The sequence below is a fragment of the Streptomyces sp. bgisy100 genome (genome assembly GCF_057709105.1).
Genome location: NZ_JBYITE010000006.1, coordinates 26,896 through 51,670 on the forward strand (window position 1 = coordinate 26,896; position 24,775 = coordinate 51,670).

At 71.6% G+C, this 24,775-nt stretch carries 23 protein-coding genes and 1 pseudogene; 13 read left to right on the forward strand and 11 right to left on the reverse strand.

The features are described 5' to 3' along the window. Positions 1-79: 79 nt before the first annotated feature. Together AC3EQ1_RS06040 and AC3EQ1_RS06045 are read left to right on the forward strand one after the other, a co-directional pair. A complete protein-coding gene (locus AC3EQ1_RS06040; RefSeq protein WP_432093223.1) occupies positions 80-673 on the forward strand; it encodes a TIGR03086 family metal-binding protein in 594 nt (197 codons plus the stop codon). A 473-nt stretch (positions 674-1,146) separates the two neighbouring features. Next, positions 1,147-2,073 (forward strand): M28 family metallopeptidase, encoded by a 927-nt coding sequence (locus AC3EQ1_RS06045; protein ID WP_432093361.1) that lies wholly within the window; start codon positions 1,147-1,149, stop codon positions 2,071-2,073. Positions 2,074-2,205: 132 nt separating this feature from the next. Here AC3EQ1_RS06045 and AC3EQ1_RS06050 read toward each other — a convergent pair whose 3' ends face one another. Then, positions 2,206-3,054 (reverse strand): DUF817 domain-containing protein, encoded by an 849-nt coding sequence (locus tag AC3EQ1_RS06050; protein ID WP_432093224.1) that lies wholly within the window; start codon positions 3,052-3,054, stop codon positions 2,206-2,208. Between the two features lie 159 nt (positions 3,055-3,213). Between AC3EQ1_RS06050 and AC3EQ1_RS06055 the strand changes: the two genes are divergently transcribed. Both AC3EQ1_RS06055 and AC3EQ1_RS06060 read left to right on the forward strand, forming a co-directional pair. Then, complete coding sequence (locus tag AC3EQ1_RS06055) at positions 3,214-3,792, forward strand: TetR/AcrR family transcriptional regulator (protein ID WP_432093225.1); 579 nt, start codon at positions 3,214-3,216, stop codon at positions 3,790-3,792. A 187-nt stretch (positions 3,793-3,979) separates the two neighbouring features. After that, a complete protein-coding gene (locus AC3EQ1_RS06060; protein WP_432093226.1) occupies positions 3,980-4,732 on the forward strand; it encodes a polysaccharide deacetylase family protein in 753 nt (250 codons plus the stop codon). A 204-nt stretch (positions 4,733-4,936) separates the two neighbouring features. On the opposite strand, the gene AC3EQ1_RS06065 is transcribed toward AC3EQ1_RS06060, so the two are convergent. Next, entirely contained in the window at positions 4,937-5,878 is a 942-nt protein-coding gene (locus tag AC3EQ1_RS06065; protein WP_432093227.1) for a LysR family transcriptional regulator, read from the reverse strand. 316 nt (positions 5,879-6,194) lie between these two features. Between AC3EQ1_RS06065 and AC3EQ1_RS06070 the strand changes: the two genes are divergently transcribed. Next, positions 6,195-7,079 carry an aldo/keto reductase gene (locus AC3EQ1_RS06070; RefSeq protein ID WP_432093228.1) on the forward strand — a complete coding sequence of 295 codons (885 nt, stop codon included), beginning with the start codon at positions 6,195-6,197 and terminating at the stop codon, positions 7,077-7,079. 33 nt (positions 7,080-7,112) lie between these two features. Here AC3EQ1_RS06070 and AC3EQ1_RS06075 read toward each other — a convergent pair whose 3' ends face one another. Continuing rightward, positions 7,113-7,298, reverse strand: a complete 186-nt coding sequence (locus AC3EQ1_RS06075; protein WP_432093229.1) for a hypothetical protein — start codon at positions 7,296-7,298, stop codon at positions 7,113-7,115. A 906-nt stretch (positions 7,299-8,204) separates the two neighbouring features. On the opposite strand from AC3EQ1_RS06075, the gene AC3EQ1_RS06080 reads away from it, so the two are divergent. Then, entirely contained in the window at positions 8,205-8,981 is a 777-nt protein-coding gene (locus AC3EQ1_RS06080; RefSeq protein WP_432093230.1) for a TylF/MycF/NovP-related O-methyltransferase, read from the forward strand. A gap of 93 nt (positions 8,982-9,074) precedes the next feature. Then, positions 9,075-10,766, forward strand: coding sequence for an acetolactate synthase large subunit (locus tag AC3EQ1_RS06085; RefSeq protein ID WP_432093231.1), 1,692 nt, complete (start codon positions 9,075-9,077; stop codon positions 10,764-10,766). Between the two features lie 120 nt (positions 10,767-10,886). On the opposite strand, the gene AC3EQ1_RS06090 is transcribed toward AC3EQ1_RS06085, so the two are convergent. Further along, positions 10,887-12,965 carry a phosphocholine-specific phospholipase C gene (locus AC3EQ1_RS06090; RefSeq protein ID WP_432093232.1) on the reverse strand — a complete coding sequence of 693 codons (2,079 nt, stop codon included), beginning with the start codon at positions 12,963-12,965 and terminating at the stop codon, positions 10,887-10,889. Positions 12,966-13,371: 406 nt separating this feature from the next. On the opposite strand from AC3EQ1_RS06090, the gene AC3EQ1_RS06095 reads away from it, so the two are divergent. Next, complete coding sequence (locus tag AC3EQ1_RS06095; protein ID WP_432093233.1) at positions 13,372-14,229, forward strand: class I SAM-dependent methyltransferase; 858 nt, start codon at positions 13,372-13,374, stop codon at positions 14,227-14,229. A gap of 227 nt (positions 14,230-14,456) precedes the next feature. On the opposite strand, the gene AC3EQ1_RS06100 is transcribed toward AC3EQ1_RS06095, so the two are convergent. The 3 genes and pseudogenes from AC3EQ1_RS06100 to AC3EQ1_RS06110 form a co-directional block, all read right to left on the reverse strand. After that, positions 14,457-15,590 (reverse strand): agmatine deiminase family protein, encoded by a 1,134-nt coding sequence (locus AC3EQ1_RS06100; RefSeq protein WP_432093234.1) that lies wholly within the window; start codon positions 15,588-15,590, stop codon positions 14,457-14,459. A gap of 336 nt (positions 15,591-15,926) precedes the next feature. Next, on the reverse strand, positions 15,927-16,904 hold the full coding sequence (locus AC3EQ1_RS06105) for a GNAT family N-acetyltransferase (RefSeq protein WP_432093235.1): 978 nt from the start codon (positions 16,902-16,904) through the stop codon (positions 15,927-15,929). A gap of 104 nt (positions 16,905-17,008) precedes the next feature. After that, positions 17,009-17,215, reverse strand: a pseudogene (locus tag AC3EQ1_RS06110) (GNAT family N-acetyltransferase); the annotation flags it as partial. Between the two features lie 283 nt (positions 17,216-17,498). Between AC3EQ1_RS06110 and AC3EQ1_RS06115 the strand changes: the two are divergent. Then, positions 17,499-18,527 carry an NAD-dependent epimerase/dehydratase family protein gene (locus AC3EQ1_RS06115; protein WP_432093236.1) on the forward strand — a complete coding sequence of 343 codons (1,029 nt, stop codon included), beginning with the start codon at positions 17,499-17,501 and terminating at the stop codon, positions 18,525-18,527. A 113-nt stretch (positions 18,528-18,640) separates the two neighbouring features. Here the strand turns inward: AC3EQ1_RS06115 and AC3EQ1_RS06120 are convergent, their stop codons facing one another. The 3 genes from AC3EQ1_RS06120 to AC3EQ1_RS06130 form a co-directional block, all read right to left on the reverse strand. Next, the gene (locus AC3EQ1_RS06120) at positions 18,641-18,961 is read right to left on the reverse strand and encodes a GatB/YqeY domain-containing protein (RefSeq protein ID WP_432093362.1); all 321 of its coding nucleotides are present in this window, start codon (positions 18,959-18,961) and stop codon (positions 18,641-18,643) included. A 234-nt stretch (positions 18,962-19,195) separates the two neighbouring features. After that, the gene (locus AC3EQ1_RS06125) at positions 19,196-19,459 is read right to left on the reverse strand and encodes a DUF4190 domain-containing protein (protein ID WP_432093237.1); all 264 of its coding nucleotides are present in this window, start codon (positions 19,457-19,459) and stop codon (positions 19,196-19,198) included. 47 nt (positions 19,460-19,506) lie between these two features. After that, positions 19,507-19,665, reverse strand: a complete 159-nt coding sequence (locus AC3EQ1_RS06130) for a hypothetical protein (protein WP_388858634.1) — start codon at positions 19,663-19,665, stop codon at positions 19,507-19,509. A gap of 310 nt (positions 19,666-19,975) precedes the next feature. Between AC3EQ1_RS06130 and AC3EQ1_RS06135 the strand changes: the two genes are divergently transcribed. From AC3EQ1_RS06135 to AC3EQ1_RS06145, 3 genes are all read left to right on the forward strand, one after another. Further along, on the forward strand, positions 19,976-20,794 hold the full coding sequence (locus tag AC3EQ1_RS06135) for an NAD(P)H-binding protein (protein WP_432093238.1): 819 nt from the start codon (positions 19,976-19,978) through the stop codon (positions 20,792-20,794). Positions 20,795-21,184: 390 nt separating this feature from the next. Next, entirely contained in the window at positions 21,185-22,057 is an 873-nt protein-coding gene (locus AC3EQ1_RS06140) for a GNAT family N-acetyltransferase (RefSeq protein ID WP_432093239.1), read from the forward strand. Between the two features lie 687 nt (positions 22,058-22,744). Continuing rightward, a complete protein-coding gene (locus AC3EQ1_RS06145) occupies positions 22,745-23,224 on the forward strand; it encodes a VOC family protein (RefSeq protein ID WP_432093240.1) in 480 nt (159 codons plus the stop codon). Between the two features lie 86 nt (positions 23,225-23,310). Here AC3EQ1_RS06145 and AC3EQ1_RS06150 read toward each other — a convergent pair whose 3' ends face one another. Beyond that, positions 23,311-23,862 (reverse strand): GNAT family N-acetyltransferase, encoded by a 552-nt coding sequence (locus tag AC3EQ1_RS06150; RefSeq protein WP_432093241.1) that lies wholly within the window; start codon positions 23,860-23,862, stop codon positions 23,311-23,313. A 215-nt stretch (positions 23,863-24,077) separates the two neighbouring features. Here AC3EQ1_RS06150 and AC3EQ1_RS06155 point away from each other — a divergent pair, with 215 nt between their 5' ends. After that, the gene (locus tag AC3EQ1_RS06155; protein ID WP_432093242.1) at positions 24,078-24,737 is read left to right on the forward strand and encodes a helix-turn-helix domain-containing protein; all 660 of its coding nucleotides are present in this window, start codon (positions 24,078-24,080) and stop codon (positions 24,735-24,737) included. The last annotated feature ends 38 nt before the right edge of the window (positions 24,738-24,775 follow it).

The following is a 24,775-nucleotide window of genomic DNA, read 5'->3' on the forward strand; positions in this document are numbered from 1 at the left end:
ATGACGCGCCTCGGGCGTGAATGCCGTACGCCGTGGCAGGGTGAAGGCCGGACGCACGCCGCCGCCCGAAGGAGCCTCGATGACCGCGATGATCGACTTCGGCCCCACGACGCGCCGCATGGCGAACCTGCTCGAAGGCGTCACCGACGACCTGCTCAGGGCGCCGACGCCCTGCCCCGCCTACACCCTCGGGGATCTCGTGGAGCACGTCGACGGGCTGTCGCGGGCCTTCGCCGCCGCTGCCGTGAAGGACATCGAAGGGGAGGCCGTGCAGAGCCCTTCCGGTGATGCGGCCCGGCTGGGGGCCGACTGGCGCACCCGCATCCCCCGGCAGCTCGAGCAGCTCGCCGCGGCCTGGCGGGACCCCCGGGCCTGGGAGGGCATGACCCGGGCGGGCGGGATCGACCTGCCGGCCGAGGTGGCGGGCAAGGTCGCCCTGAACGAGCTCGTCATCCACGGCTGGGACATCGCTCGCGCCAGCGGTCAGCCCTACGACTGCGATCCGCCGGCACTCGACGCGTCCCTGGAATTCGTCTCCCTGATGTCCGTGCCCGGCGAGGAGGCGGGGCGGGAGGGCCTGTTCGGCCCGGTGGTCGACGTGCCCGAGGGCGCCCCGCTCCTCGACCGCGTCATCGGCCTCAGCGGACGCGACCCCTCGTGGGCAGCGGGCTGAACCGCCCGTCGACCCACCCCTTGGCGAGACCCGTCGCACCGGCCCGTAGGCCCGGTGCGACGGACGGATGTCCCGGAGCGGCCGCCCCGCCGCGCAGCCCCGCCGCCCGGGTCGCGTGCGGAGCACCCCATCAGTGGCAGCCCGAGGCCGCTCCCGCTGATGCGCGTCGTGCTCGGCGTCCGGGAGTTCTCGGTCGCCCCGCGTCACCGCCCGCCGGTCGATGTGTCCGATCCCACTCCGCCCGGTCCTGCTCCGCCGCAGGCCCGGTGCGCAGCGGCGATCCGGCGCAGGGTTCACCGCATGCCTTTCAGCCGCGACATGGCCGGATGTCCGCTGGTGGGAACTCCGCGTTCGGTATTCGCTCTTGACGATTGACGCAGAGGCCGTCAATCTCTTGATCTCATCAACTGCTCAGCTCCAACCCCCCACTTCAGGAGCCAACAGTGTTCACTGCAACACCTCTGCGCCGCGGCATGCTCGCCGCCGGCGCCTGCACCGTCCTCGCCGCAGGGCTGATCAGCACGGCAGGCGGAGCCCAGGCGACCATCGGTGCCGCCCCCAAGGCCGCACCCGACATCGACGTCAAGAACGTCAAGGCCGATCTTGCCGAGCTCCAGAAGATCGCCGAGGCCAACGGCGGCAACCGCGCCCACGGCCGGCCCGGTCACAAGGCGTCCGTGGAGTTCCTCAAGGGCAAGCTGGACAAGGCCGGATTCACCACGAAGCTCCAGGAGTTCGACCACAACGGCGCCAAGGGCTACAACCTCATAGCCGACTGGCCGGGCGGCAGTGCCGACAAGGTGGTGATGGCCGGCTCGCACGTCGACTCCATCAGCGACGGCCCCGGCATCAACGACAACGGGTCCGGCTCGGCCGGCATTCTGGAGGTCGCGCTCGCGGTGGCCAAGGCCGACCTCAAGCCCACCAAGCACCTCCGGTTCGCCTGGTGGGGCGCCGAGGAGGACGGCATGATCGGCTCCTCGCACTACGTCGACAGCCTGGACTCCGGCGACGTGTCGAAGATCGACGCGTACCTGAACTTCGACATGATCGGTTCGCCCAACCCGGGCTACTTCGTCTACGACGACGACCCGCAGCTCGAGAAGGTCTTCACCGACTGGTACGCGGAGAAGAAGATCGAGACCGCGCACGAGGACGAGAGCGACGGCCGTTCCGACCACGCCCCGTTCAAGGACAAGGGCGTGAAGGTCGGCGGGCTGTTCTCGGGCGCGGACTACAAGAAGACGGAGAAGCAGGCCAAGGACTGGGGCGGCAAGGCCGGCGAGGCCTTCGACCCCTGCTACCACCAGGCCTGCGACGACGCCTCCAACGTCGACGACAAGGCGCTCGACACCAACACCGACGCGATCGCCCACGCCATCTGGAAGCTCAGCTCCTGAGTCGTGCCGTTCCTCCGTGGGCCCGGCCGCCGGTCCGGGCTCACGAGGACGGGCGCGGCCCGGCCCCTGGAGCGGTGTTGAACCACCGCCGCGGCCCCGGGCCTCAGGCGAGTCCCCGGGAGCCGGCGAGCGTCACACGGCATCAGCACCGGCACGGGGCCGCCGGGTCAGCCGGCCCACGATCCGGCGCAGCCCCTGTGAGCCCGTGCCCGTACCGCCGCTCCGGTCCCTCCGGGTCCACTCCACCAGCACGAACGTCACACTGATGAGCAGTCCCCAGGCGGCGATCTTCTGCCAGGAAACCGGCTGCCAGGCATCCATCTGATACGGGTACCGCCAGGCACCCAGGTAGGTGGCGATGTTCTCCGCCACCCACAGGAAGAAGCCGATCAGCGCGAAGCCGAGCGCCAGCGGCATGCTCCGGCGCCGGCTGCCCACGGTGAACCGCACCTGCGTCCCGGCCGTCGCGGCCAGGAGTGCCGCGGCCAGCACCCAGCGCAGGTCGGGCAGCCAGTGATGGCTGAAGAAGTTCCCGTAGATGGCCGCGGCCACCACCGTCGTCGCCCCGCGCCGGTACCGGACCAGACCGAGCTCCAGCACGTGCCACGCACGGCAGACATAGCTGCCGACCGCGGCGTACAGGAACCCTCCGTACAGGGGCACACCGGCCAGTTTCAGCACCGCGGGCTCCGGATAGCTCCAGGACCCGAGGGAGACCTTCACCAGCTCGAACGCCAGCCCCACCGCGTGGCACACGGCGATCACCGCGAGATCCCGCCCGGACTCCCACCCGCAGAGCCGGAACACCACGGTCAGCAGGACCCCGTACACCAGCAGCAGGTCGTAGCGGGCCACGGGCAGGTGCGGCAGGGCGGTCGACAGTGCGACACCGGACAGCAGGGCGATGGCGAACCCGCAGCAACGGGTCTCCAGCCAGGCGAAGAGCAACAGCTGCCGCAGGGGAGCGATGAGCGCGGGCATGCCCCAACGGACGCGCAGCCTCGCACAACGGTTCCCCTCGCGCGCCCGCGCCGGATCCACCGCTGTCCCCATGTCCGGTCATGAGAGGCCGTGACGGATATCGCGATCCCGCCCCGGGGCGGTGTCAGGACATCCGGACCTCGCCGGTACGGTGAGGGCGTGTCCGAGCGCCGAACGATGATCCTGCAAGCCGCCGTCCGCGTCATCGCACGCCGCGGCATCCGGGGCCTGCGCGTGGAGGAACTGGCCGAGGAGGCCGGGGTCTCCACCGCGCTGATCTACTACCACTTCGGCGACCGCGCCGGGCTGATGCGCCGGACGCTGGACCACATCAACGAACGGGCCGAGCGGTACACCGAGCCGGCCGCCTGCCCGGACACCGACCCGCGCGCCCACCTCGAACAGATGCTGCTCCTGGAACTCCAGGACGCACCCGAGGTGGTGGAGAACAGCACGGCCTGGGGCGAGGTGCGGGCCACCGCGGTGTTCGACCCGGAACTGCGGGAACAGCTCCGGGCCTCCACGGAGGAGTGGAACGAGTACGCCGCTGACCTCATCCGCTCTGCCCAGGAGGGCGGAACGGTCCGCGCGGACGTGGTGGCAGGCGACGCCGCGGAGCGCCTGACCGCGATGGTGGAGGGCCTGAGCGAGCGGTGGCTCAGCGGCTCGGCTTCCCTGGAGCGGGTCCGCAACCTGCTGCGCGGAGCGATCGTCGTGGAACTCGGCCCGCCCGACTGACGGAGACCGGACACCTGCCCGTCGACTCCGCTACCGGGCAAACCGCAGTCCGAGAGCCTTGCCGTGACCGCGACCGCGCCCGCGCCCGGGAGCCCGCCCGGGAGCCCGCCCCCGCCGGCGGACACGCAGAACGCCGCAGAACGGATCAATCGTCTCCAGCGCCGCGCAGGTGTCCTTCAATGACCTTGTGACCCCACTGGACCGGCGCGGCGCTCTGCGAGCCGCCGCCGCGGGCGTGCTCGCCGCGGGCTGCACCGACAGCCGCCCGCCGCGGAGCAGCCAGAACAGCCCGGGCCCGCCCTACACCGCCCCCACGCCGTCCCGTGCCGCGGCACCGCGGCTGCCCGGGCAGGTCGAGCACGGGCCGCGCGACCGTCCCCGCGTGGCCCTGACCTTTCACGGCCAGGGCGACCCGGCCCTGGCCGAAGCGTTGCTGGCGGAAGCGGAGCGGGCCGGGGCGCGGCTGACCGTGTGTGCCGTGGGGACCTGGCTCGACGCGTACCCCCAGCTGGCGCGCCGCGTGCTGGACGGCGGGCACGAACTCGGCAACCACACCCAGCACCACCTGGACATCTGCTCACTGCCCGCCGATGCCGCCCATGCCGAGATCACCGCGTGCGCCGAGCGGCTGCGCCGGCTCACCGGATCAGTCGGCGCCTGGTTCCGGCCGTCCCGGGCGCGGCTGGCCACCCCGCTGGTCCGCCGTCTCGCCCGTCGCGCCGGCTACCCGCACTGTCTCGCCTACGACCTCGACTCCCGCGACCACACCGACCCCGGCTCCGCGGCGGTGGTCCGCACCGTGCTGGACGGGATCCGGCCGGGGTCGGTGGTGAGCCTGCACCTGGGACACGCGGGAACCGTCGCGGCCATGCCCGCCCTGCTCGACGGCCTGCACCGACGCGGCCTGCGCGCCGTGACGGCCACGGAGCTGACGGCCTGACGGGAACGGCCGCACCGCGCCCTGGACGCTCGGAGCGGTGGCGCCCCGGCAGCCGGCTCCGGCTCGGTGAACGCCTGGCCGGTCAAGCCCGCGGGGGTCTCCCCTTCCTGGTTCAACCGGTGCACGGCTCGTTCCGGGTCCCGGGCGGCGCACGCCTCGAAGGCCGAATGCTCCCAGCGCGTTTCCGGAAGCCGGGGAGCTCGGTCAGGCGCCGGTCCTGGCCCCGGGTTTGCCGGACAAGCCCTCGTGCTGCCGCACCGCCTGCTCACGAAGGGCTCGGACGAGTGTCGTCACGTGGGGCCGGTCCCTTCGGCCGATGGCGGCGATCCCGATGTGCCGGACCGGCCCCGGCGGCTTGACCGGGACAACGCGAAGGCCAGGGATCTCCGGGGCGAGCGCAATGGAGGGGATCAAGGAGACTCCCATGCCTGCTGCGACGAGCGAGCGTGCGAAGAAGTAGTCGGTGGTGGTGCCGCGCACGTCCGGAGCAAAGCCGGCGCGCTCGGCGTAGCGGCGCAGGTACACCTCGGTCTTCAGACAGCCGAGCACCCAGGGCTCGGCTGCCAGGGCGGCGAGGTCGAGCTCGTCGCTGTCGGCAAGCCGGTGCCGCTCCGGCAGGACGACGTGCAGGGGGTCCTCCAGGAGCGGTGTCCACTCCAGCTGGGAGCCGGGACCCGGCCCGAGCGGCAGCGGGCCGTCGAAGTGGTAGGCGAGCGCGACGTCCACGGTGCCCTGGCGGACGAGCGGCAGGACCTCCTCGGGCTCGCCTTCCCTGAGGTGGAGCACGGTGCGGGGATGGGCTGCCATGAGCCGGGTGAGGGCGCCGGGCAGCAGGAGCCGGCCGCCGCTGGTGAAGGTGGCGAGGGTGAGCTGCACGCGGCCCGTGCTGAGTCGGTCGACCTGCTGTTGTGCGTGTTCGAGCTCGGCGGCGACGGATTCGGCGGCACCGACCATGATCCGACCGGCCGGGGTGAGGGTGACGCCACGGGTGCTGCGGGCGACGACCTGGGCGCCGAGGCTGCGTTCCAGGGTGGCCACGTGCTGGGAGACGGCCGAGGGCGTGAGGCGCAGGGCAGCGGCCGCCCGGTTGAAGCTGCCGTGCTCCGCCACCGCCCGCAGGACGCGGAGCCGCTGCACATCGATCAACAGTTTTCCTTAGGGGGTTTCCAGCAAGTCGGCACTTCTGCTGATGACGATAGGTGTCCAGGATGGGGGCATGCCGAAGATCTGTGTCATTGGCGGAAGTCCGCCGCGCAGGTCGGCCGGGAGCCCGTCCACCGCACCGCCCCGGCGGGCGAGGAGGCTTCGCCGTTCTCCTTCGACCGCCACTACGCCATGAGCAACGCCCGTGCGAAGGAGCTGGGTTCCTCCTTCTCCCGCGCCACCGACCGCATGCCCGGCGCTTCTCCCCGAAGCCCTCACCACCGAGCCGCCACCCACCGCCTGAGGAACAGAGGCCACCGTGCAGCGCCGCCCCCTTGCAGACACCGCCGTCAGTGCCATCGGCCTGGGCGCCATGCCGCTGTCCATCGAGCACCGCCCGGACGAGACGCGGGCCATCGCCACGATCCACGCCGCCCTCGACGCGGGTGTCACGCTCATCGACACCGCCGACAGCTACCACTGGCACGCCGGCGAGGTCGGCCACAACGAGCTGCTGATCGCCCGCGCCCTCGCCCGCTACGGCGGCGACACCTCCGGCGTCCTGGTCGCCACGAAGGGTGGCCGCGGCCGACCCGGCGACGGCAGCTGGACCGTCACCGCCACCCCGGAACATCTCGAGCAGGCAGCGAAGGCCTCCGCCAAGCGCCTGGGCGTCGAGGCGATCGGCCTGTACCAGCTGCACAAGCCGGACCCCGAGGTTCCCTGGGCGGAGTCCGTCGGCGCGCTGCGCGAGCTGCTCGACGCCGGCACGATCCGCGCCGCCGGCATCTCCAACGTCACCACCGAACAGATCCGCGAAGCACATGCGATCCTCGGCGACGGGCTCGTCTCCGTGCAGAACCAGTACTCGCCCGCCGTGCGCGACAGCGAGCCCGAGCTGCGGCTGAGCACCCGACTGGGCCTGGCCTTCCTGCCCTGGAGCCCGCTGGGCGGCATCTCACGCAGTTCCCTCGACGGCCCCTCCGGCACCACCTCGGCCGGCACCGCCTTCCACCGCATTGCGGACGACCGCGGCGTCAGCCCGCAGCAGATCGCCCTGGCCTGGCTGCTCGCCCGCTCCCCGGCAGTGATCCCGGTACCGGGCGCCGGCCGCCCGACCTCCATCACCGACTCGGCCAAGGCCACGGACCTCGAGCTGAGCACGGAGGAGCTGACGGAACTCGAAGCCCCTCTGCCGGGTTGAGGTGGGGGCACAGGGAGCGTCGCCCGCCTGGGTTCAGTGCCGGGACTGCCACCAGACGACGAGGAGGCTGAAGGCGGCACTCCCGGCGGCGTAGGCGGCACCGCGGGCGGCGTGCCAGGCCAGATCCGGCAGTTGCAGTCCGGCGGTCCGGAGCCATTCGGGCCGATGCCCGACGCGGCTTCCCTTACGAGACTTCAGGAGATCCCGGGAGTTGGACATAGCGGCCGCCTTCCGTGGCGTGTTGCTGATGTGCCAGAGAACCTCAGTGGGTAGAGCGTGAGAATGCGGTGGACCGCCGACCGGGTCAGCGGATTCTTGTGGGAGCCGAGCGTCCGGCTTTCTCCGTTGCCTCTCCGGAGAGGTGATTCCGCGGCCGGTTCCGGGGAGTGCGGTACCGGGGGCGGGCGACGCTCATCCGGGCTGCTCGATGGGTCATCGCAGCTCACGGAGGTGTATACGCGTCGGCGCGGACGGGCCGCTCCCCACGATCCGAACCCCGGTGTGCGGGGCCCGGATTCGGGTGGTCCCGGTCAGTGTATCCCCGGCCGGGCGCCCGACCGCGTAATGCGGCTTTTCTATTCGGCGCGCCGCAGTACGGCCCGTCACCACCCTTCGATTTCCGTGGAGAGTGTCGGACATTTCTCTTTATTGACGGAAAGGCGGATGCGCCGAGGTGACAGGGATTCGAATCCTTCCGGGGGCTCCGGACGCCGGAGGGACATGGGCAGCCGCGCGGGCGAACTGACGCCCCTTGAGGACCCGAGTGCCGGAGGGCGCGGCTCCCGGCAGAGACGCATTGGTGCTGATCGCGCTGCCGACGCGAGTGCGCGCAGTGCGCTGCTCACCGTCCGCCGCGCCAGTGCCCGAGGGCTCCGATGACCGGATCGGCCCACCACCGCATCAGCACACGACCCGACGACCGGATCGGCCCACCACCCGACGACCGGACCAGCCGATCACCGCACGACCCGATCACCTGAAGGGAACATCACCCGACCACCGGATCAGCCGACCGCGTCACCGGTGCGCCGACGGGCGGCGCCGGCGACCGGCTGCCCGGCGACCGGGCCCGGATGCCCGCCGCTCACCGCGCGCGGCGCGGCACACGGCATTACGTTCGTGGGCATGGGCTGGAGACAGAGAGCGAACCGATCACTGGAGCGGCTGACGGGCTACGAACTGCGTCGCCCGGTTCCGCCACCGGCTCCCCCCGCCAAGGCCAAGGCGGGCCTGCCGGCCGACTACGACGACGAGGCGCGCCGGACCATCCATGCGGTGCGGCCGTACACCATGACCTCACCCGAACGGCTGAACGCGCTGGTGCTCGCGACCCGTTACGTCAGCCGCCACGGCCTGCCGGGAGCGGTCGTCGAGTGCGGCGTCTGGCGCGGCGGCAGCATGCAGGCGGTGGCCCGCACCCTTGTGTCGATCGGCGACACCAGCCGGGACCTCTATCTCTTCGACACCTTCGAAGGCATGCCGCCGCCCACGGAGAAGGACCGGCGCCGCGACGGCGAAATGGCCTCCGACCTGCTGTCCCGCCGCAGCAAGGACCACCCCATCTGGGCCGTCGCCACGCTGGAGGACGTGCAGGAGGGCATGGCGCAGATCCCGTACCCCGAGGACCGGGTCCACTATGTGCCCGGCCGGGTGGAGGACACGATCCCGGCCGGCGCGCCGGAGGAGATCGCGGTGCTGCGGCTGGACACGGACTGGTACGCCTCGACCCGTCATGAGCTGGAGTACCTGTACCCGCGCCTGGTGAGCGGTGGTGTCCTGCTCATCGACGACTACGGCTGGTGGCAGGGCTCCCGTGAGGCGGTCGACGAGTTCCTGGAGAAGACCGGGGCGCGGCTGCTGCTGTTGCGCATGGACGAGGGCCGCATCGCGGTGAAGCCGTAGCCGGCCGGCCGTCGTGGATGCCCGGACCGGAGCCGGGCCGGTCCGGGTGCCGGTCGCCGCGACAGCGGGTGGGGGCGTGCTTACGCTCGGGTCATGAACACCCATCCCGCGACCGGCCGTCGTCCCGCCGAGGGCCCCGGGGAGGATGTGGCCCATCTGCTGGTGCGCTGCCTGGAAGCCGAAGGAGTCGAGTACGTCTTCGGGATTCCGGGCGAGGAGAACATCCGCTTCGTCGATGCCCTGGCGGGTTCCGCCATCCGGTTCGTGCTGGTCCGCCATGAGCAGGGCGCCTCGTTCATGGCCGAGATGTACGGACGGCTCACCGGGCGGGCCGGGGTGTGTTCCGCGACGCTGGGGCCCGGGGCCATCAATCTGCTGCTGGGCGCGGCGGATGCCGTGACCAACAGCGCGCCGCTGGTCGCGCTGGCGGCGCAGGGGGCCCTCGGGCGTACGCACAAGGAGTCCCACCAGGTGATCGATCTGGTGCCGATGTTCGCCCCGGTCACCCGGTGGTCGGCACGGGTGCAGGTCCCGGAGGCGGTGCCGGAGATGGTGCGCAAGGCGTTCAAGACCGCGCAGCGCGAACGTCCGGGGGCCGTCTTCCTGGCGGTGCCCGAGGACATCGAGGGAGCTCGGCTCACCGAGCCCCTCGGCCCGCTGCCGGTGGACACCGTCCGGGCCGATGCCCCGTCCGCGGCACAGATCGCCCGTGCGGCCGAGGTGCTGGCCGGGGCCCGTCACCCGGTCGTGCTGGCGGGACACGGCGCCGCGCGGGCCGGGGCCGGTGAGGCGCTCGTCCGGTTCGCCGAACAGCTGGGTGTGCGGGTGGCCACCACGTTCCACGGGAAGGGGGTCTTCCCCGACGACCATCCGCAGGCCCTCGGCGCGGTCGGTTTCATGCGCCACGACTACGTCAACTTCGGCTTCGACTCGGCCGATGTCCTGATCTGCGTGGGCTACGAACTCCAGGAATTCGATCCAGCCAAGATCAACCCGCGGACGGACAAGCGCATCCTGCATCTGCACCGGTTCCCGGCCGAGGTCGATGCGCACTACCCGGTGGCGGTCGGCGTCGAGGGGGACATCGCCCAGGCGCTGAACGCCCTCGCGGCAGCGGTGCCGCGGCGGTTCGAGCGGGACGCGGCGGGGGATCACATCCGGTCGCTCCTCGCCGACGAGCTGGAGTACGGCCGAGGCAACGACGCCTGCCCCCTGGTGCCGCAGCGGGTGGTCGCGGATGTGCGGTCGGCGCTGGGCCGGGAGGACATCGTCCTGGCCGACACCGGTGCGGGGAAGATGTGGATGGCCCGGCTCTACCCCACCTACGCGCCGGACACCTGTCTGTTGTCCAACGGCCTGTCGACCATGGGGTTCGCGCTGCCGGGCGCCATCGGCGCCAAGCTCGCCCGCCCCGAGCGGCGGGTGCTGGCGATGATGGGCGACGGATCGTTCCTGATGAACTCGCAGGAGCTGGAGACCGCGGTGCGCGAGCGGATCCCGCTGGTGGTCCTGGTGCTGGTGGACGGGGAGTACGGGCTCATCACCTGGAAGATGGAGCTCGAACTGGGCCGGCACAGCCACACCCGGTTCACCAATCCGGACCTGGTGGCCTACGCCGAGAGTTTCGGCGCCCGCGCTCACCGGATCGAAGCGGCGGGCGAACTGCTGCCCGTCCTGCGTGACGCCCTCGCGCGGGACACCGTCACCGTCGTCGCCTGCCCGGTGAACTACGCGGAGAACCTGCGGCTCACGGAGCGGCTCGGCGAGCTGCACGGCCCGTTCTGAACACCCGGGACCGAACGCCCCGCCCGCACCCGCGGCCCGGCCGGGTGGCGGCCCGGGGAAGAGGCCCGGGCCGCCACCGGTCCGTCGGACCGGGTGAAGTGGTGCCGAGTGCGGCAGTGGTCAGCCGTCGGCCTTCCGGGAGACGGCCGGTTCGCTCGTCCCGGGGCGGCCGGTCTCCACATGGCCGGCGAGGCGGCGCAGGAAGACGCTGTCCCGGTCCGAGACCACGGACAGGTCGTACCAGCCGTGGCTGCGGCGGGGATCCGCGACGTGGACACGGCGCTCACCGGGGCTCAGCCGGTAGCGGGCCGGGTGCTCCGCGCCGTGCGCGTCCCGGACGGTGACGCCGACGGTCGTGCTGCCCTCGTTGGTGAGGATCAGCCGGACCCGGCCGCGGTCGGAGTCGTGCCGGGCGCTCACCTCCAGGTGCCGCGCGCCGCCGTGCCCCCGGAAACGGCGCAGGAACCCGTTCGGCCCGTGCACCGAGAGGTCGTACGTGCCCTCGTCGTCCGCGGGGATGGCCCAGCTGTCGGAGAGCCGCTTGCCCGCTCCGACGGTGTAGGTCCACGGCCCGTCCGTGCGCGTCGTCGAGGTGATGTGCAGGCTCGCTCCCGCCTCGCCGTGGTTGGCGAAGTCGACCTGGAGCCTGCTGGCGTCCTTCTGCCGCTCGGCGTCGACGGCGAGGTCGTACGGCAGCGGCCGGGCGCGGCGCAGTCCGGGCTCCTGCCGCGGCAGCTTCGGATCCGCCGGGGGAGTGGGCACGTAGTCGTCGTGCCGGTCGTGGTCCGGGGGGATGTACCCGTCGGTGCCGGGCAGGCCGGGCATCGAGGCGTCGCTGCGTGCGAAGTCGAAGGCCGTGGTCAGGTCGCCGCAGACGGTGCGGCGCCAGGGGGAGATGTTCGGCTCGTGGACGCCGAAGCGCCGCTCCATGAACCGCACGATCGAGGTGTGGTCGAAGACCTGGGAATTGACCCAGCCGCCGGTGCTCCAGGGCGAGACGACCAGCATCGGGACGCGCTGGCCCAGACCGTAGGGGGCGGCCATGTGGTCCTCGCCGCCGGAGGGGGTGAAGTGCTCCGTGGTGGTGTCCGCGGTCGACTGCCCCTGCGCGGCCGACGCCGGCGGGTACGGCGGAACGATGTGGTCGAAGTAGCCGTCGTTCTCGTCGTAGGTGATGAACAGGGCCGTCCTGCTCCACACGTCCGGGTTCGACGTGAGGGCGTCCAGCACCTGGGAGATGTACCAGGCGCCGTAGTTGACCGGCCAGTTCGGGTGCTCGGAGAAGGCCTCCGGGGCGGCGATCCAGGAGACCTGGGGGAGTTTCCCGGCCTGCACATCGGCCTTGAGGAGGTCGAAGTAGCCCTCGCCCTTCTTGGCGTTGGTGCCCGTGCGCGCCTTGTCGTGGAGCGGGCTGCCGGGCTCGGCGTTGCGGTAGGGGTTGAAGTACAGCAGCGAGTTGTCGCCGTAGTTGCCGATGTAGGCGTCCTTGGTCCAGCCCCAGGAGCCCTTGGCGTCGAGACCGTCGCCGATGTCCTGGTAGACCTTCCACGAGATTCCGGCCTTCTCCAGGCGCTCGGGGTAGGTGGTCCAGGAGTAGCCGAGCTCGGCGTTGGTGATGACCGGGCCGCCGCCGCTGCCGTCGTTGCCCGTGAAGCCGGTGAACATGTAGTAACGGTTCGGGTCCGTGGGACCCATCAGCGAACAGTGGTAGGCGTCGCAGATCGTGAACGCGTCGGCCAGCGCGTAGTGGAACGGGATGTCCTCACGGGTGAGATACGACATCGTGGTGGCGGTCTTGGCGGGCACCCACTGGTCGTACGCGCCCTTGTTCCAGGCGGCGTGGCCGCCGTTCCACTCGTGGTCGAGCCCCGCGAGGAACTGCAGCCCGAGGTCCTCCGCGTCGGGGCGGAACGGCAGCACGTCCTTCGAGCCGTCGGACTGGTACCAGACCGGCTTCCCGCTGGGGAGCGTCACCGGCCGGGGGTCGCCGAAGCCGCGGACACCGCGCAGGGAGCCGAAGTAGTGATCGAAGGAACGATTCTCCTGCATCAGCACCACGATGTGCTCGACGTCCCGCAGGGTGCCCGTGCGGCGATGTGCCGGAATCTCCGCCGCCCGGGCAATACTGCCGGACAGCGCGGACATGGCGGCGGTGCCGCCGGCGAGCTGCATGAATCGTCGACGGTTCATGGCGGTCATAGGGCTGACTCCTCGAGGTTCCGGAGTGGGGCGAGGCGGGCAGTGTCGCCAGGTGATCAAGAACTATCGGTCGCGGTGGGGAAACGCCGTCGCGAAGTCTCCGTGAATGTCGGTGGCCGATGGCTGAGGGGCACGTTCCGCCGCACGGCGGCGGAACGGTCCACGCATGCTACGGGCAAGCGGCGGATGTCGGGAGGGTGGCACGCCACCCCGTAACCGGAGCCGGATCCGGGGCAGTTGGCCGCCAGGGCGATCTCGCACCGGGGGCCGGGCCGAGGTTGCCCGGGAGCATCGGAGGCCACGTGGTGATCGGGCGCGGCACTCCGTTCCGGCCATGGTGGCCGATCCGTGCGGCGCCTTCCCGGGGCGGCACCCGCACAAGCGGCATCCGGGGTTGGATGGATCCATGACTGAGTCAACCGAGGAGTTCGGCCCCACGGCCTGGGGGATGATGGAGGCCAACCGGGCCAACTGGGACGCCCGCACCCCCGTCCACCTCGCCAGCCGGTTCTACGGCCTGGCCGAACCCGGATCTCCCGACGCGTCACGCTGGTTCGCTCCGTACGAATGGGAGGACCTCGGGGACCTCTCCGGGCGCGACGTACTCCACCTGCAATGCCATCTCGGCACCGAGACCATCGCCTTCGCCGAACGGGGAGCACGCACCGTCGGCCTCGACATCTCCGGAGCGTCGGTCGCCGCGGCCGCGGATCTCGCCGCCCGCACCGGAGTGCATGTCGAATACCTCCGCGCCAACGTGTACGACGCCGCGGACGCCCTCGGCGAGCGCCGCTTCGATCTCGTCTACACCGGAAAGGGAGCCCTGTGCTACCTCCCGGACCTCGACGGCTGGGCCGAGCGGATCGCCGGACTGCTGCGCCCCGGCGGCCAGTTGTACCTCGTGGAGTTCCACCCCGTGCTCAACGCCCTGGGCCCCACCCCCGGCGACGGCGAGGGGAACGAACTGCTGCTGCGCCACGACTATCTGGAGGGCCGCGGCCCGGTGCGCCGCGACGCCACCCGCACCTACACCGACGGCCCCGCTGTGCAGGGGGCGACCGAGTGCTTCGAGTGGATGCACGGGCTCGGCGAGGTGATCGGTGCCCTGACCCGAGCGGGGCTGCGGATCACCGGTCTCCGCGAGAGCGAGGAACTGCCCTGGCCCCGCTGGCCGGAGATGGTCCGTACCGCGAGCGGTTGGTGGCGGCTTCCCGACACCTCGCCACGCATCCCGCTGCTGTACGCGCTGCGCGCGCGGCGGTAGCCGGGGGACGGCGGCGGGCCCGGCTGTGAACCGCGTTCGGGGCGAGCGTTGTGGTCGGTGACGGTCCGGGCCGGCGCGCCGGGAGCAGGATGTGCCGCGGCGTGGCCCGCCTGCCGGAGCGAGCGGCAGGCGGGCCCACCCTTGGGCGTCCGGCGTCCGGCGTCCGGCGTCCGGCGTCCGGCGTTCGGATCCGGCCCGATCCGAACGAGCCCTGAGCCGACGCAGGCTCAGGGTGCGGGCTGCTGCTGGGTGGAGCAGTGGATCCCGCCGCCCCCCTCGGCGATCATCGGGATCTCCACGGGCACGACCTCGCGCCCCGGGTGGAGCTCACCGATGAGGGAGGCGGCGTTCCGGTCGGACTTCCGGTCACCGAAGCGGGGGACCAGCACCGCCCCGTTGGCGACGTAGTAGTTGGCATAGCCGCCCAGGAACTCCGGTCCGCGTCGCCCGAGGCGGGAGGGGTCCGCCTCGGGCAGGTCGATGATCTCCAGTTGCCGGCCCCGGGCGTCGGTGGCCTTCTCCAGGATGCGCCGGGACGTCTCGTAGGCCCGCCTCCAGACGGCGGCACCGTTCTCCGGCGGGCGCGACAGGAGGAGCTTGCCGTCCTCGCAGAACCGGGCCAGCGCGTCGATGTGGTAGTCGGTGATGTCCCGGCCCCGGACCCCCGGCAGCCAGATCACCTCGGTCACGCCGAGCAGCCTCTTCAGCTCCGCCTCGACGGCGTCGCGGGACATGCCGGGGTTGCGGTTGGCGTTGACCAGCGAGCTCTCGGTCGCCAGCAGGGTGCCGTGCCCGTCGACCTCGAGCGCACCGCCCTCCGCGGTCAGCTGTGCGTCGATCCGCGGAACGCGGTGGCGCTGCAGAATGCCGCGGGCCACCCGGGCGTCCCTCCGGTGCTCCTGCTTTCCGCCCCAGCCGTTGAAGTGGAAGTCGATCGCCTCCAGGCCTTTGGCGCCGGCGACGAAGGTGGGGCCGCTGTCGCGTATCCAGAGGTCGTCCACCGGAACGGGAAGGATCTCGACATCCGCACCACAGGCCCGCCGGGCCGCTTTCAGTTCCCCGGGGGCGGCCAGGAGGGTGACCGGTTCGAAGTCGGCGAGGGCGCGGGCGATCCCGGCGATGTCCCGCTGCGCGTCCTCGGCGTACTCCTCCCACACGGAGTCCCGCGGCGGCCAGGCCAGGAAGGTCCGTGCGTGCTCGGCCGATTCCGCCGGCATGCGCCAGGTGCCGCGCCGTGGTGCCGACATGTCCTGGGTCCCCGCCTTTGCCTCCGGACCGCTCGCACATGCCGCCAGCCCGGCACCGCCCAGCAGGGCCGCCGCGCCCGACCGCATCAGTGACCTGCGTCGCAGGTGCTTCATGACTCTCTCCCCACACCGAGTGATCGTTTCTTGAGCATCGTGACCGAAATCCTGACTGAAATTTCAGTCAGGATCGAGGCTACCATTGGGGCGCGGGGAGCCGTTACGGAGTTGCGGGGTGTCTGATGGGCCGGAGTGCCGGGCCCGGGGTTTCTGGGGCAGGGGGCCCTGCGCCACCTGGGGCCGGGGCCGCCCGGGGGCGCCGGAGGTACGGGGGCACGCCGATGAGAAGTGCTGATCGGCGCGGTCGTGGACGTGCTGTGGGGCACCGAGGCGTGGCGCGGCCGGTCGAGGTCCGTGCCCCACATGACGCCAGGTGTGTGACCGGCGTTGAAGCTAGCGGTGCGTGCCGGGGCGGCGGTAGGTGTGCGTGCGGGCGACGGGGCGGAAGCCGATGCTTCGGTAGAGCGCCTGGGGGACCGGGTAGTCGGCGTCCCCCCGGGGACGGACGATCGCCTGTGTCCCGCCCATGGCCCGAAGCGCGTGGAGGGCGGCCAGGCAGACGGCCCTGGCCAGCCCGCGGCGGCGGAATTCCGGATGGGTGCCGACGGGTTCGATGAGCCCGGCCCGGTGCACGTCGTCGTACCAGATGAGGCAGTTGGCGACGAAGCGGCCGTCGGGGGCCTCGACGACCCAGTCCAGATCCGGCCGGTAGGGCCAGGCGGCCATGACGTCCCGGTAGGAACCGGCAGTGACCCGAGCGGAGTTCCAGGCGGCCCGCTGAACGGCGACACGCCGGTCCAGATCCGGCAGGCCGCGCAGCGCACGGACGCTGAAGCCGTCCGGGAGCACAGGCGCCGGCAGGCCGTCGGCGGACGACAGGTCTGTGGACGCCGGTTCGGTGGGCGGTGTGACAGCGAGTGAACTGCCGGTCGGCGACTGACCGGGCGACTGCGGTGCGGTCAGGGACCGGAGATGGGTGGTGAAGTGCGGCCTGCCCCGCTGTTGCCGGTATCCGTGACGCAGCAGCGCCGCGCGGAGCGCCGGCTCGGTGTCCAGTGCGTCGATCTCGCAGGGACGGCCGTCGGCGACGGTGCCGAACCAGGAGAGCGCCGCGTCGAACAGTTCCGGGTGCTCCGGGTCGACCTGGAGTCCGAGGCCGTCCGGGAAGTGTGCCCAGGCCCAGGCGCGTGTCCGGCCGTCGCTCTCCCAGACGGCCAGGGGCCAGTCCGCTGCCGCCCGGCCGGCCAGGAACCGGCCCCAGGCGAGGTCACCGATGTGATGGGCGGTGGCGGGCGACCACACCCGCTGGGTGAGCTCCTGCAGGACGCGCAGATCCGGCGCGCCCACGTACGGCCGTACGGTCGGGGTCATCGGTCGCCCTCCGCTGTGGAGTTCGGTGCGTCCGCTGCGGGATTCCGCTCCGGAGGCCCTGGCGTCCGCTCGGCGCCGCTCGGGGGTGCTGGGTCCGGCGATGACGCCTGCCGTTGCCACTCCGCCCTGGTCAGGGCGTACTCGACTTCTCCGTGCTCGGATCCCGTGATGGGCTCGGGCCAGTCCCCGGCGAAGGCGCGGACGAAGGTCGGGCCGGCCTTCTCCATGACGCAGCGGGAACAGGTGTTGACGGCCATCGTGTTGGCCGTCACCCACTCCATCCGGAGCTCGGTGAAGCCGTACAGGACCAGCCGGTCGGTCTCCAGGAAGGTGGCCATGGCGCCAGCCTCCTCAATGGGGTCCTGCGGTGCCACCGAATTCGCGTGTGGCAGTGGCTCCGGTGTTCGTGTGGGGCAGTGGCTCCGGGGGTTGTATGGCAGTGGTCCGGCGACGGTGAGCCGGTGCCGCTGCCGGGAGGGCCACCCGCCCGCTGCCCCGTGGGTCGGAGGCCCGGCGTTTCGCCGTCGGCACAATGCGTCTGCCCACGGCATATTTCCCCACCGCAACGGACGGCAGCGGCGCAGACTCTGCCGCATGAGACTTCTGGTGATCGGTGGATCGGTATTCCTGGGGCGGACGTTCGTGCAGGAAGCGCTGCGGCGGGGATGGGAGGTGACGACGTTCAACCGGGGCAGGACGCAGTCGGACCCGGAGGGAGTGCACGCGGTCCGCGGTGACCGCGAGAACGAGGCCGATCTCGCACGGCTCGCCGAGGCGGGCCCCTGGGACGCGATCGTCGATGTCTGCGGCTACGTACCCCGGGTGGTCGGGGCGTCGGTCAAGGCGCTGGCCGGGTCGGCGTCGACATATCTCTTCATCTCCTCCATCAACGCCCGCCCGGGGTGGCCCGCGGAGCCGGTGGACGAGACGTCACCGCGTCACGAGAGCAGTCCGGACGCGGGTCCGGACGACGGGGACTACGGCAAGCTGAAGGTCGGCTGCGAGATGGCGGTCGAGCAGGGCTTTCCGGGGCGCACTCTGATCGTGGAACCGGGCCTGATCATCGGGCCGCACGACCGGGCCCGTCGGCTCACCTGGTGGCTCCGGCGCGCCGCGGAAGGCGGCCGGATGGTGGCTCCGGGCAGCCCCGAGCGGGAGGTGCAGCTGATCGACGCCCGCGATCTGGCGATCTTCGGACTGGACCGGATCGAAGCCGAGGACTCCGGGGACTACCTGGTCAGCGGCACACCGGCGAACACCACCTGGGGGGAGTTCCTGGGCGCCTGCGTCGCGGAGACCGGCGGCAAGGCCGAACTGGTGTGGGTGGACGACGCCGTGCTCACCGAGCACGAGGTGGCGGTCTGGACGGAACTCCCGCTGTGGTCACCGGAGAAGGGCGACCTGTCGGCCGTCTGGAAGCCCAGCTCCGCCAAGGCCGTCGCCGCCGGGCTGCGCTGCCGTCCGGTGGCCGAGTCCATCCACGACACCGCGACCTGGCTGTTCGGCGAAGAAGGCCTCGACGAGGCCTTCGGCGAAACGCGCACCGGCCGCGAGGCCCGGGGGATCACTCCGGAACGTGAACGGGCTCTGTTGGCTGCGGCGGATGCGGCACAGGCCGGCTGAGGCCCGGAGAACGGTCCGGGCAGGGAAGCGCACCGGCCGTGGGCCGGGGCACGACCTGCCCGGGATTCCCGGTGCTGCTCCCGCGGTGCTTCGGGGTGAGGAGACGCCGTCTCCTACACGGTTCCGGGACCGTCGAGGAAGCGGAGCAGCACGGCGGCCTCCGCGCGGAGCTGCGCGGCTCGGTCGGCATGCGCGGGGGCGGTCAACTGAGCTGTGACGTCCAGTCGTTCGGTGATCTCGGCCCGCACGACATCCACCACATCGCACTCGCTCAACTCACGCCGTACCGCTTCGGTGGCCCCGGCACCGACCGGCGACTGCTCAAGGGCCGGGCCGCGGACCTCGGCTTCGTCCACGGGCACCGCCTCGGCGTTGTCCAGGGCGGCAAGTGTTGCGCGCAGGGCACTTACCGAAGCCTTGTCGCGGGCACGCATCGCTTCCGGCAGTGCTTGGCGCATACGGAGACGTAGAGACATGTCGGCGACCCTATGGCGGCGCCCTGGGGCCCACAACGCGATATATGTGCAGCGTCGGAGTTCCGCTGACGTGGAACGGGGCTGCAGCGGTGGGGGCGGTCCTGTGACGGATTGCCCCACCACTGCGGCCCGGCGTCGTGTCATGGGTGCGGCCCGGCGGTCATGGTGCGAAGGCGGGCGCGGCCACATGGTTCACCAGATCAGTGTGTTGTCGGCCGCGGTCAGCGCGGCGAGCACGACCAGGTCGGCCACGCCGAGGAACAGCCCCAGGTAGGCCCGGTTCCGGTGCCCGGTACCGCGGTTGAGGGCCAGACAGCCGAGAATGAGTGCCGCGGGGCCGAGGAACGCGTTGAAGACCAGCAGTCCGATCAGACCCAGGACGAATGAGGCGACAGCCATGCTGTCGGCATTCCGGCGGGACTTCTTGGGCGGGCGCACAGGGGTCTCGACACTCATCGTCTCTCCTTGAAGGCCGGTGGTCACGGCGGGGGAAGCGTCGGCTGTCAGCTTCGGCGACCGTGGGCGTACCGCTTGCGGACCCCGTAGAAGACCAGCCAGCCGGTGATGGCGGCGGCCATGGCCAGTGCGACCGGCAGCGGCATATGGACCGCGGCGCCGAGGAAGACCCCGAGCAGCATCAATGCGGCTACGAGGAAAAGCATGAACATTCCTCTCTCTCAGGCGGGTGTGCAGGTGCACCTGGGGATGTCGGTGGTGCGTGCACACAATCGGGTTCCCGGGGAACTCCGGTGGAAACGACAAGCCCCGGATGCGGGGAAGTTGGCCCATTGGCAAGGACATGAGCCGGCCCATCGGCAAGGGCATGAGCCGGCCCATGGGCGAGGGCACGGCACGGTCCGCGGAGCGAAGAGGAACCGGCGGGCAACCGGCAAGGGCGAACCCGGCCGGCGGCGGGGCCGGGGTCGGCACGGTTCGGCTCTGTTGTCAGTGGTGGGTGTTTCACTGGCACGCATGACTGAGCACCCGATTCTTGTCCTCGGCGCGACAGGTTCCACCGGCCGGCGGGTCACCGCGCGGTTAAGGGCCGCGGGGCAGCCCGTCCGCGCCGCGTCGCGCAGCAGTGGGACTCCCTTCGACTGGACCGATCCCGGCACCTGGAAACCCGTCGTGGCGGGAGCCCGGCGGATGTACCTCATGGCGCCGGACGGGGTACCCGTCGACGCCTCGTTCGTGGCCTGTGCGGTCGACGAGGGAGTGGAGCGCATCGTCCTGCTCTCCAGCAGGGGGATCGAGCTCATGGGGGACGAACGCCTGATGGCCGCCGAGCGGACCGTGCGGGAGTCCGGCGCCGCCTGGACCGTCGTCCGCCCCGACTGGTTCAATCAGAACTTCGACGAGGGCTTCCTCCGCGAAGCGGTCAGGGCCGGAGAGGTCACCCTGCCGCTGGGCGACGTCCGCCAGGTGTTCGTGGACGCCGACGACATCGCCGCCGTCGCCGTGGCGGCTCTCACCGAGGACGGCCACAGCGGGCAGACCTACGAGGTGACCGGGCCGCGGGCGCTGTCGTTCGCCGAGGCCGCGGAGACCATCGCCCGGGTGTCGGGCCGTCCGGTCCGCTTCCGGGGAGCGACGGCCGACTTCATCGCGGCACAGGAGGCGCTGGGCCTCTCCCGTGACGACGCCGAGGCCGTGGCTGAGGCCTTCGCCGCACTGCGTGACGCGGGCGACGGCCGAACCGATGACGCGGTCCTCCGGGTCACGGGACGCCCACCGAAGGACTTCGAATCCTATGCCGCCGAAGCGGCCGCCCAGGGGGCCTGGCGCGACTGAGCCGTTCCGGGCGGCACCGGTTCCGGTGCCGTCCCACGTTCACGAGGCTGCTCGCCTTCCCGGGCGCCGGAGTGCTGTCCGAAGTCCGGTTCGCTGTGCGGGAACAGGGCGCGGCACGACCTCACTTGGGCATCGAAGATGCGTGGATTCGGCCGCCCCATACGTCACCCTTGTCCAGCGAAGGGTGTGAGAGGTGGCGCGCGGCGCGTTCACCCGCCCCTTCGGGCTGCGTGAACAGCGCAGAGGGGAGAAGCACACGATGCATGGCAGACAGCTCCTGGACGGTGGGCCGGAACACAGCACCCCGAATCGCGGTGGGCCGGAACAACACCTCCAGCAGCGCCCGGAGGCCGCGGCGGCTCACACCGCCCACACCGCACCCTCCGCGCCGTGATCGAACTGTCCCCCGCTCAGGCCGCCCGCGCCGTGGCCTCGACCGGGTCCTTCGTGCCGGAGCCGCCGGGACCGGCCGCACTCGCCCCGCACATCATCGTCCGTGGCGGAGCGGGCCGCTGGTGGGCCGACCGGCTCGCCACCCCTCGGGCCCTGGCCGTCCGTTCCGCCGATCACTGTCTGCTCCGCGGCGACCCGCGGGTCTTCGACCCGCTGCTGCTGGCACCGTTGGACGGGACCTACGTCGATGCGCCGGACCGCTTCCTCCCGTTGCTCGGCGCGGCCTTCCGGCGGCTGACCCCCTGGGAACGCATGGTGTACGTGCTCAGTGAAACCTCACCGGAGTTATCGGAGTTACCGGTGCCGCCCTCCGGACTGACGGTGCGACGACTGGGTCCGGCCGACTCGTCCGCGATTCTTGGGGCGGGCTCCGATCTCGACTGGATCGCCGCTCCCTGGGGCAGTGCGCACCGGCTGCTGGCCGGGGGCCACGCATGGGGAGCGTTCGACGCCGGGCGCCGGCTGCTGGCCCTCGCCGCAACGTACTTCCTCGGCAGCCGCTATGCCGATCTGGGCGTCGCGACACTGCAGAGCCACCGGCGGCTGGGGCTCGCCCGAGCCTGCGTCGCCGGGCTGTGCCGGGATCTCGGTGCCCGCGGGTTGACCCCCACCTGGACCGCCGGACGGTCCAACACGGCCAGCCGCGGTCTGGCCTGGACCTCGGGGTTCCGGCTCCATCGCGAGCTGGTCCACTACTACGTCGACACACCCGTGGCGGCGGACACGAGCGGTGCACAGCATCTGCCCGGCGTTCCGCGTCACCCGCGCACCGTGGAGCGCCCCGTAGAGCCCGCCGGAGAGACGCCCTGATCCCACGTGCCCTCGTCGACAGGGCCCGGTCGCGTACGCACGCCCTGGTACTCGGGGTGCAGCCGCGGGCCTGCAGCGCATCGGCACCTGCCGTGACAGTTGTGCCGCAGCGTGGGCACCGTCGGGCACATGGAGCATGGGCACGGGCCACTCGGCGTGTGCCCAGGAGCGAGTCCCGAGTGGCCCGTGCCGCTCGGGATGCGCACAAGAGCGAGGCCCCGACCGGCAGCGGTCGGGGCCTGTCACCTCCATGGAACCCTCACGTGTCCCATGGAGGGGCGTCCGGGCCCCGGACCGTCCACGGTGGGGGGATGGACGAGGACGGCTCGGGGCCCGGTCTTGCATCTGCAAGACGTCGTCTGCCCGGTCCCGTCGCGGGTAATCCCACGAATCCGAAGACCAGTTCGCCGGGCGGCCCGCCATCGCCCACCACCGGCTGCCGGAGCGCTGACCCGGTCGGCTGCCCTCGCGCCACTGCTCCATCGTGACCGCGGACGCGTCCGTCCGGGGCGGAGCCGCCGGGCTGTTCTCGGCGGACCTCGATGACATGGGGACACCGGCACCGGGCCGCCTCTCCGGGCCGCGCCCCGGTGTGCCGGTCACTCCGCCATCCAGCCCACCGCCCGGTGGGGCGGCCGCACGTGACCGGCCGGTGCGGGTAAGGACGTCACGGACAAGGAGGTAGTGATGGCCACTGATGGATTCACCACGTGCCTGTGGTTCGACGGGCAGGCCGAAGAAGCAGCCGACCACTACATGTCGATTTTCCCGGGCGCCAAGCGCGGCAAGGTCGGCCGCTACACGGAGGCGGGGCCGGGCCCTGCCGGATCCGTGCTGGCCGTCGAGTTCGAGGTGAACGGGCAGAAGTTCGTCGCCCTGAACGGCGGGCCCCAGTTCACCTTCAACGAGGCCATCTCGTTCCAGATCTTCTGCAAGGACCAGGAGGAGGTGGACTACTACTGGAACCGGCTCACCGAGGGCGGCCAAGGGGTCGCCTGTGGCTGGCTGAAGGACAAGTACGGAGTGTCCTGGCAGGTCATTCCCGCCGGCCTCACCGACATGATCGGCGATCCGGACCCGGAGAAGGCACAGCGCACGACGGAGGCGATGCTCTCCATGACGAAGTTCGACGTCGCCGCGCTCCGGCGTGCGTACGCGGGGGAGTAAGGCGGTCCGTACGGCCCTGGGGGACCGGCCTACGACCGGCTGAGCCGCCGTGCGTATCGCGACGGCAGTCCGCGCAGCCGCCGGAATCAGGCCGGTCCGCCGCCTGCCGCGGGGGTCGGCACCGCGGGGCGCCGGTACACGGTCTGCTGCTCCCCGTACTCCACGATGCGGTCGACCAGTTGCATGCCGATGCCCTCCAGGAGCCGCCGGGACATGCGGTTCGCCGCCTGGGTGACGGCCACCACCTGGGCCGTCCCGGGAACGGACCGCAGGGCCCAGTCGACCGCGGCGCCCACCGCCTCCCGGCCCACGCCGCGCCCCCAGTGCTCCGGGAGCAGCAGGTAGGAGACTTCGGTGCCTTCCCGTGCCGACCAGGGATCGATGGTGACCAGTCCGAGTACCTCCTCCGCGCCCCGCCCGGCAATGGTGAACACGCCCGGTGTGCCGGCCAGCCTGGCGCGACGCGTGACGATCTTCGACTCGTCCACCGGCCCGCCCAGGTAGCGCCGGACGTCCTCGTCCCGCCACAGGCGCTCGATGGGGGGCAGGTCCTCCGCGATGACGGGCCGGAGGGTCAGCCGGGGGGTTCTCAGGGTGACGGGCCACCAGGAGACCCGCGTGCGGGGAGTGGAGTTCATCTTCCGAGCCTGACATCACCGGGCCGGTCGGGGTGGAGAACTGCTCCGGTACGGCTGGATGCCGCCGTGGCCTTCGACCGGTTGGCGCCGAATCGAGGGGTCCGGGCATGGGCCGTGTGGGACGGCGCCGACCGAAGACTATGACTCCGGATATTCCCAAGAAATTTCTGCAAAAAGAGCTTTGGAGAAGCTGCCGACGGCTCTACTCTCCGGGCATGGTCAGTGAAGAGCACCAACGCCTACTCGATCCCGAACAGCACCCGGCCGCCCTGAAGGCCCTCACCCACCCGTTACGGATCCGGCTGCTCGGACTGCTGCGGCAAGGCGGTCCGGCCACCGCCAGTGAACTCGCGGTCAGAACCGGCGAATCATCCGCCTCCACCAGTTATCACCTGCGGGTTCTGGCCAAGCACGACTTCGTCGCCGAGGCCGAGCACCGCGACGGGCGGGAACGCCGCTGGCGCTCGGTGCACGCCGTCACCGCCTGGAACAACACCGCGATGGCCGCCTCGCCGGGCGCCCGGGCTCTGGTCGGTGTCTCCCGGCGGGCCCAGGTCGATCACCTGGAGCGTTCACTCGTCCGGCACGAGCGGGACATGGCGGACGGACGGCTCGACGCCGCGTGGCTGGAATGCTCCGGCATCAGCGACCTGATCCTGCGTCTGACACCCGAGTCGCTCACCGAACTCACGGCCTGCCTGAGCCGGAAGGCCGACGAACTCGCCGCACGGGACGCGGACGATCCGCGGGCCCGGCAGACCGTATTGTTCGGCGCGGCCCTGCCGTACGCACCGCACGACTCATCTGCGCGGGCCGCGGACGCCGGCCCGGACGATGCGACGGGCGCCGAAGACGCCTCAGGCGGAGCCGCATGACTGCCGCACAAGGGCCCGAGCCGGTCACCGGATCCACC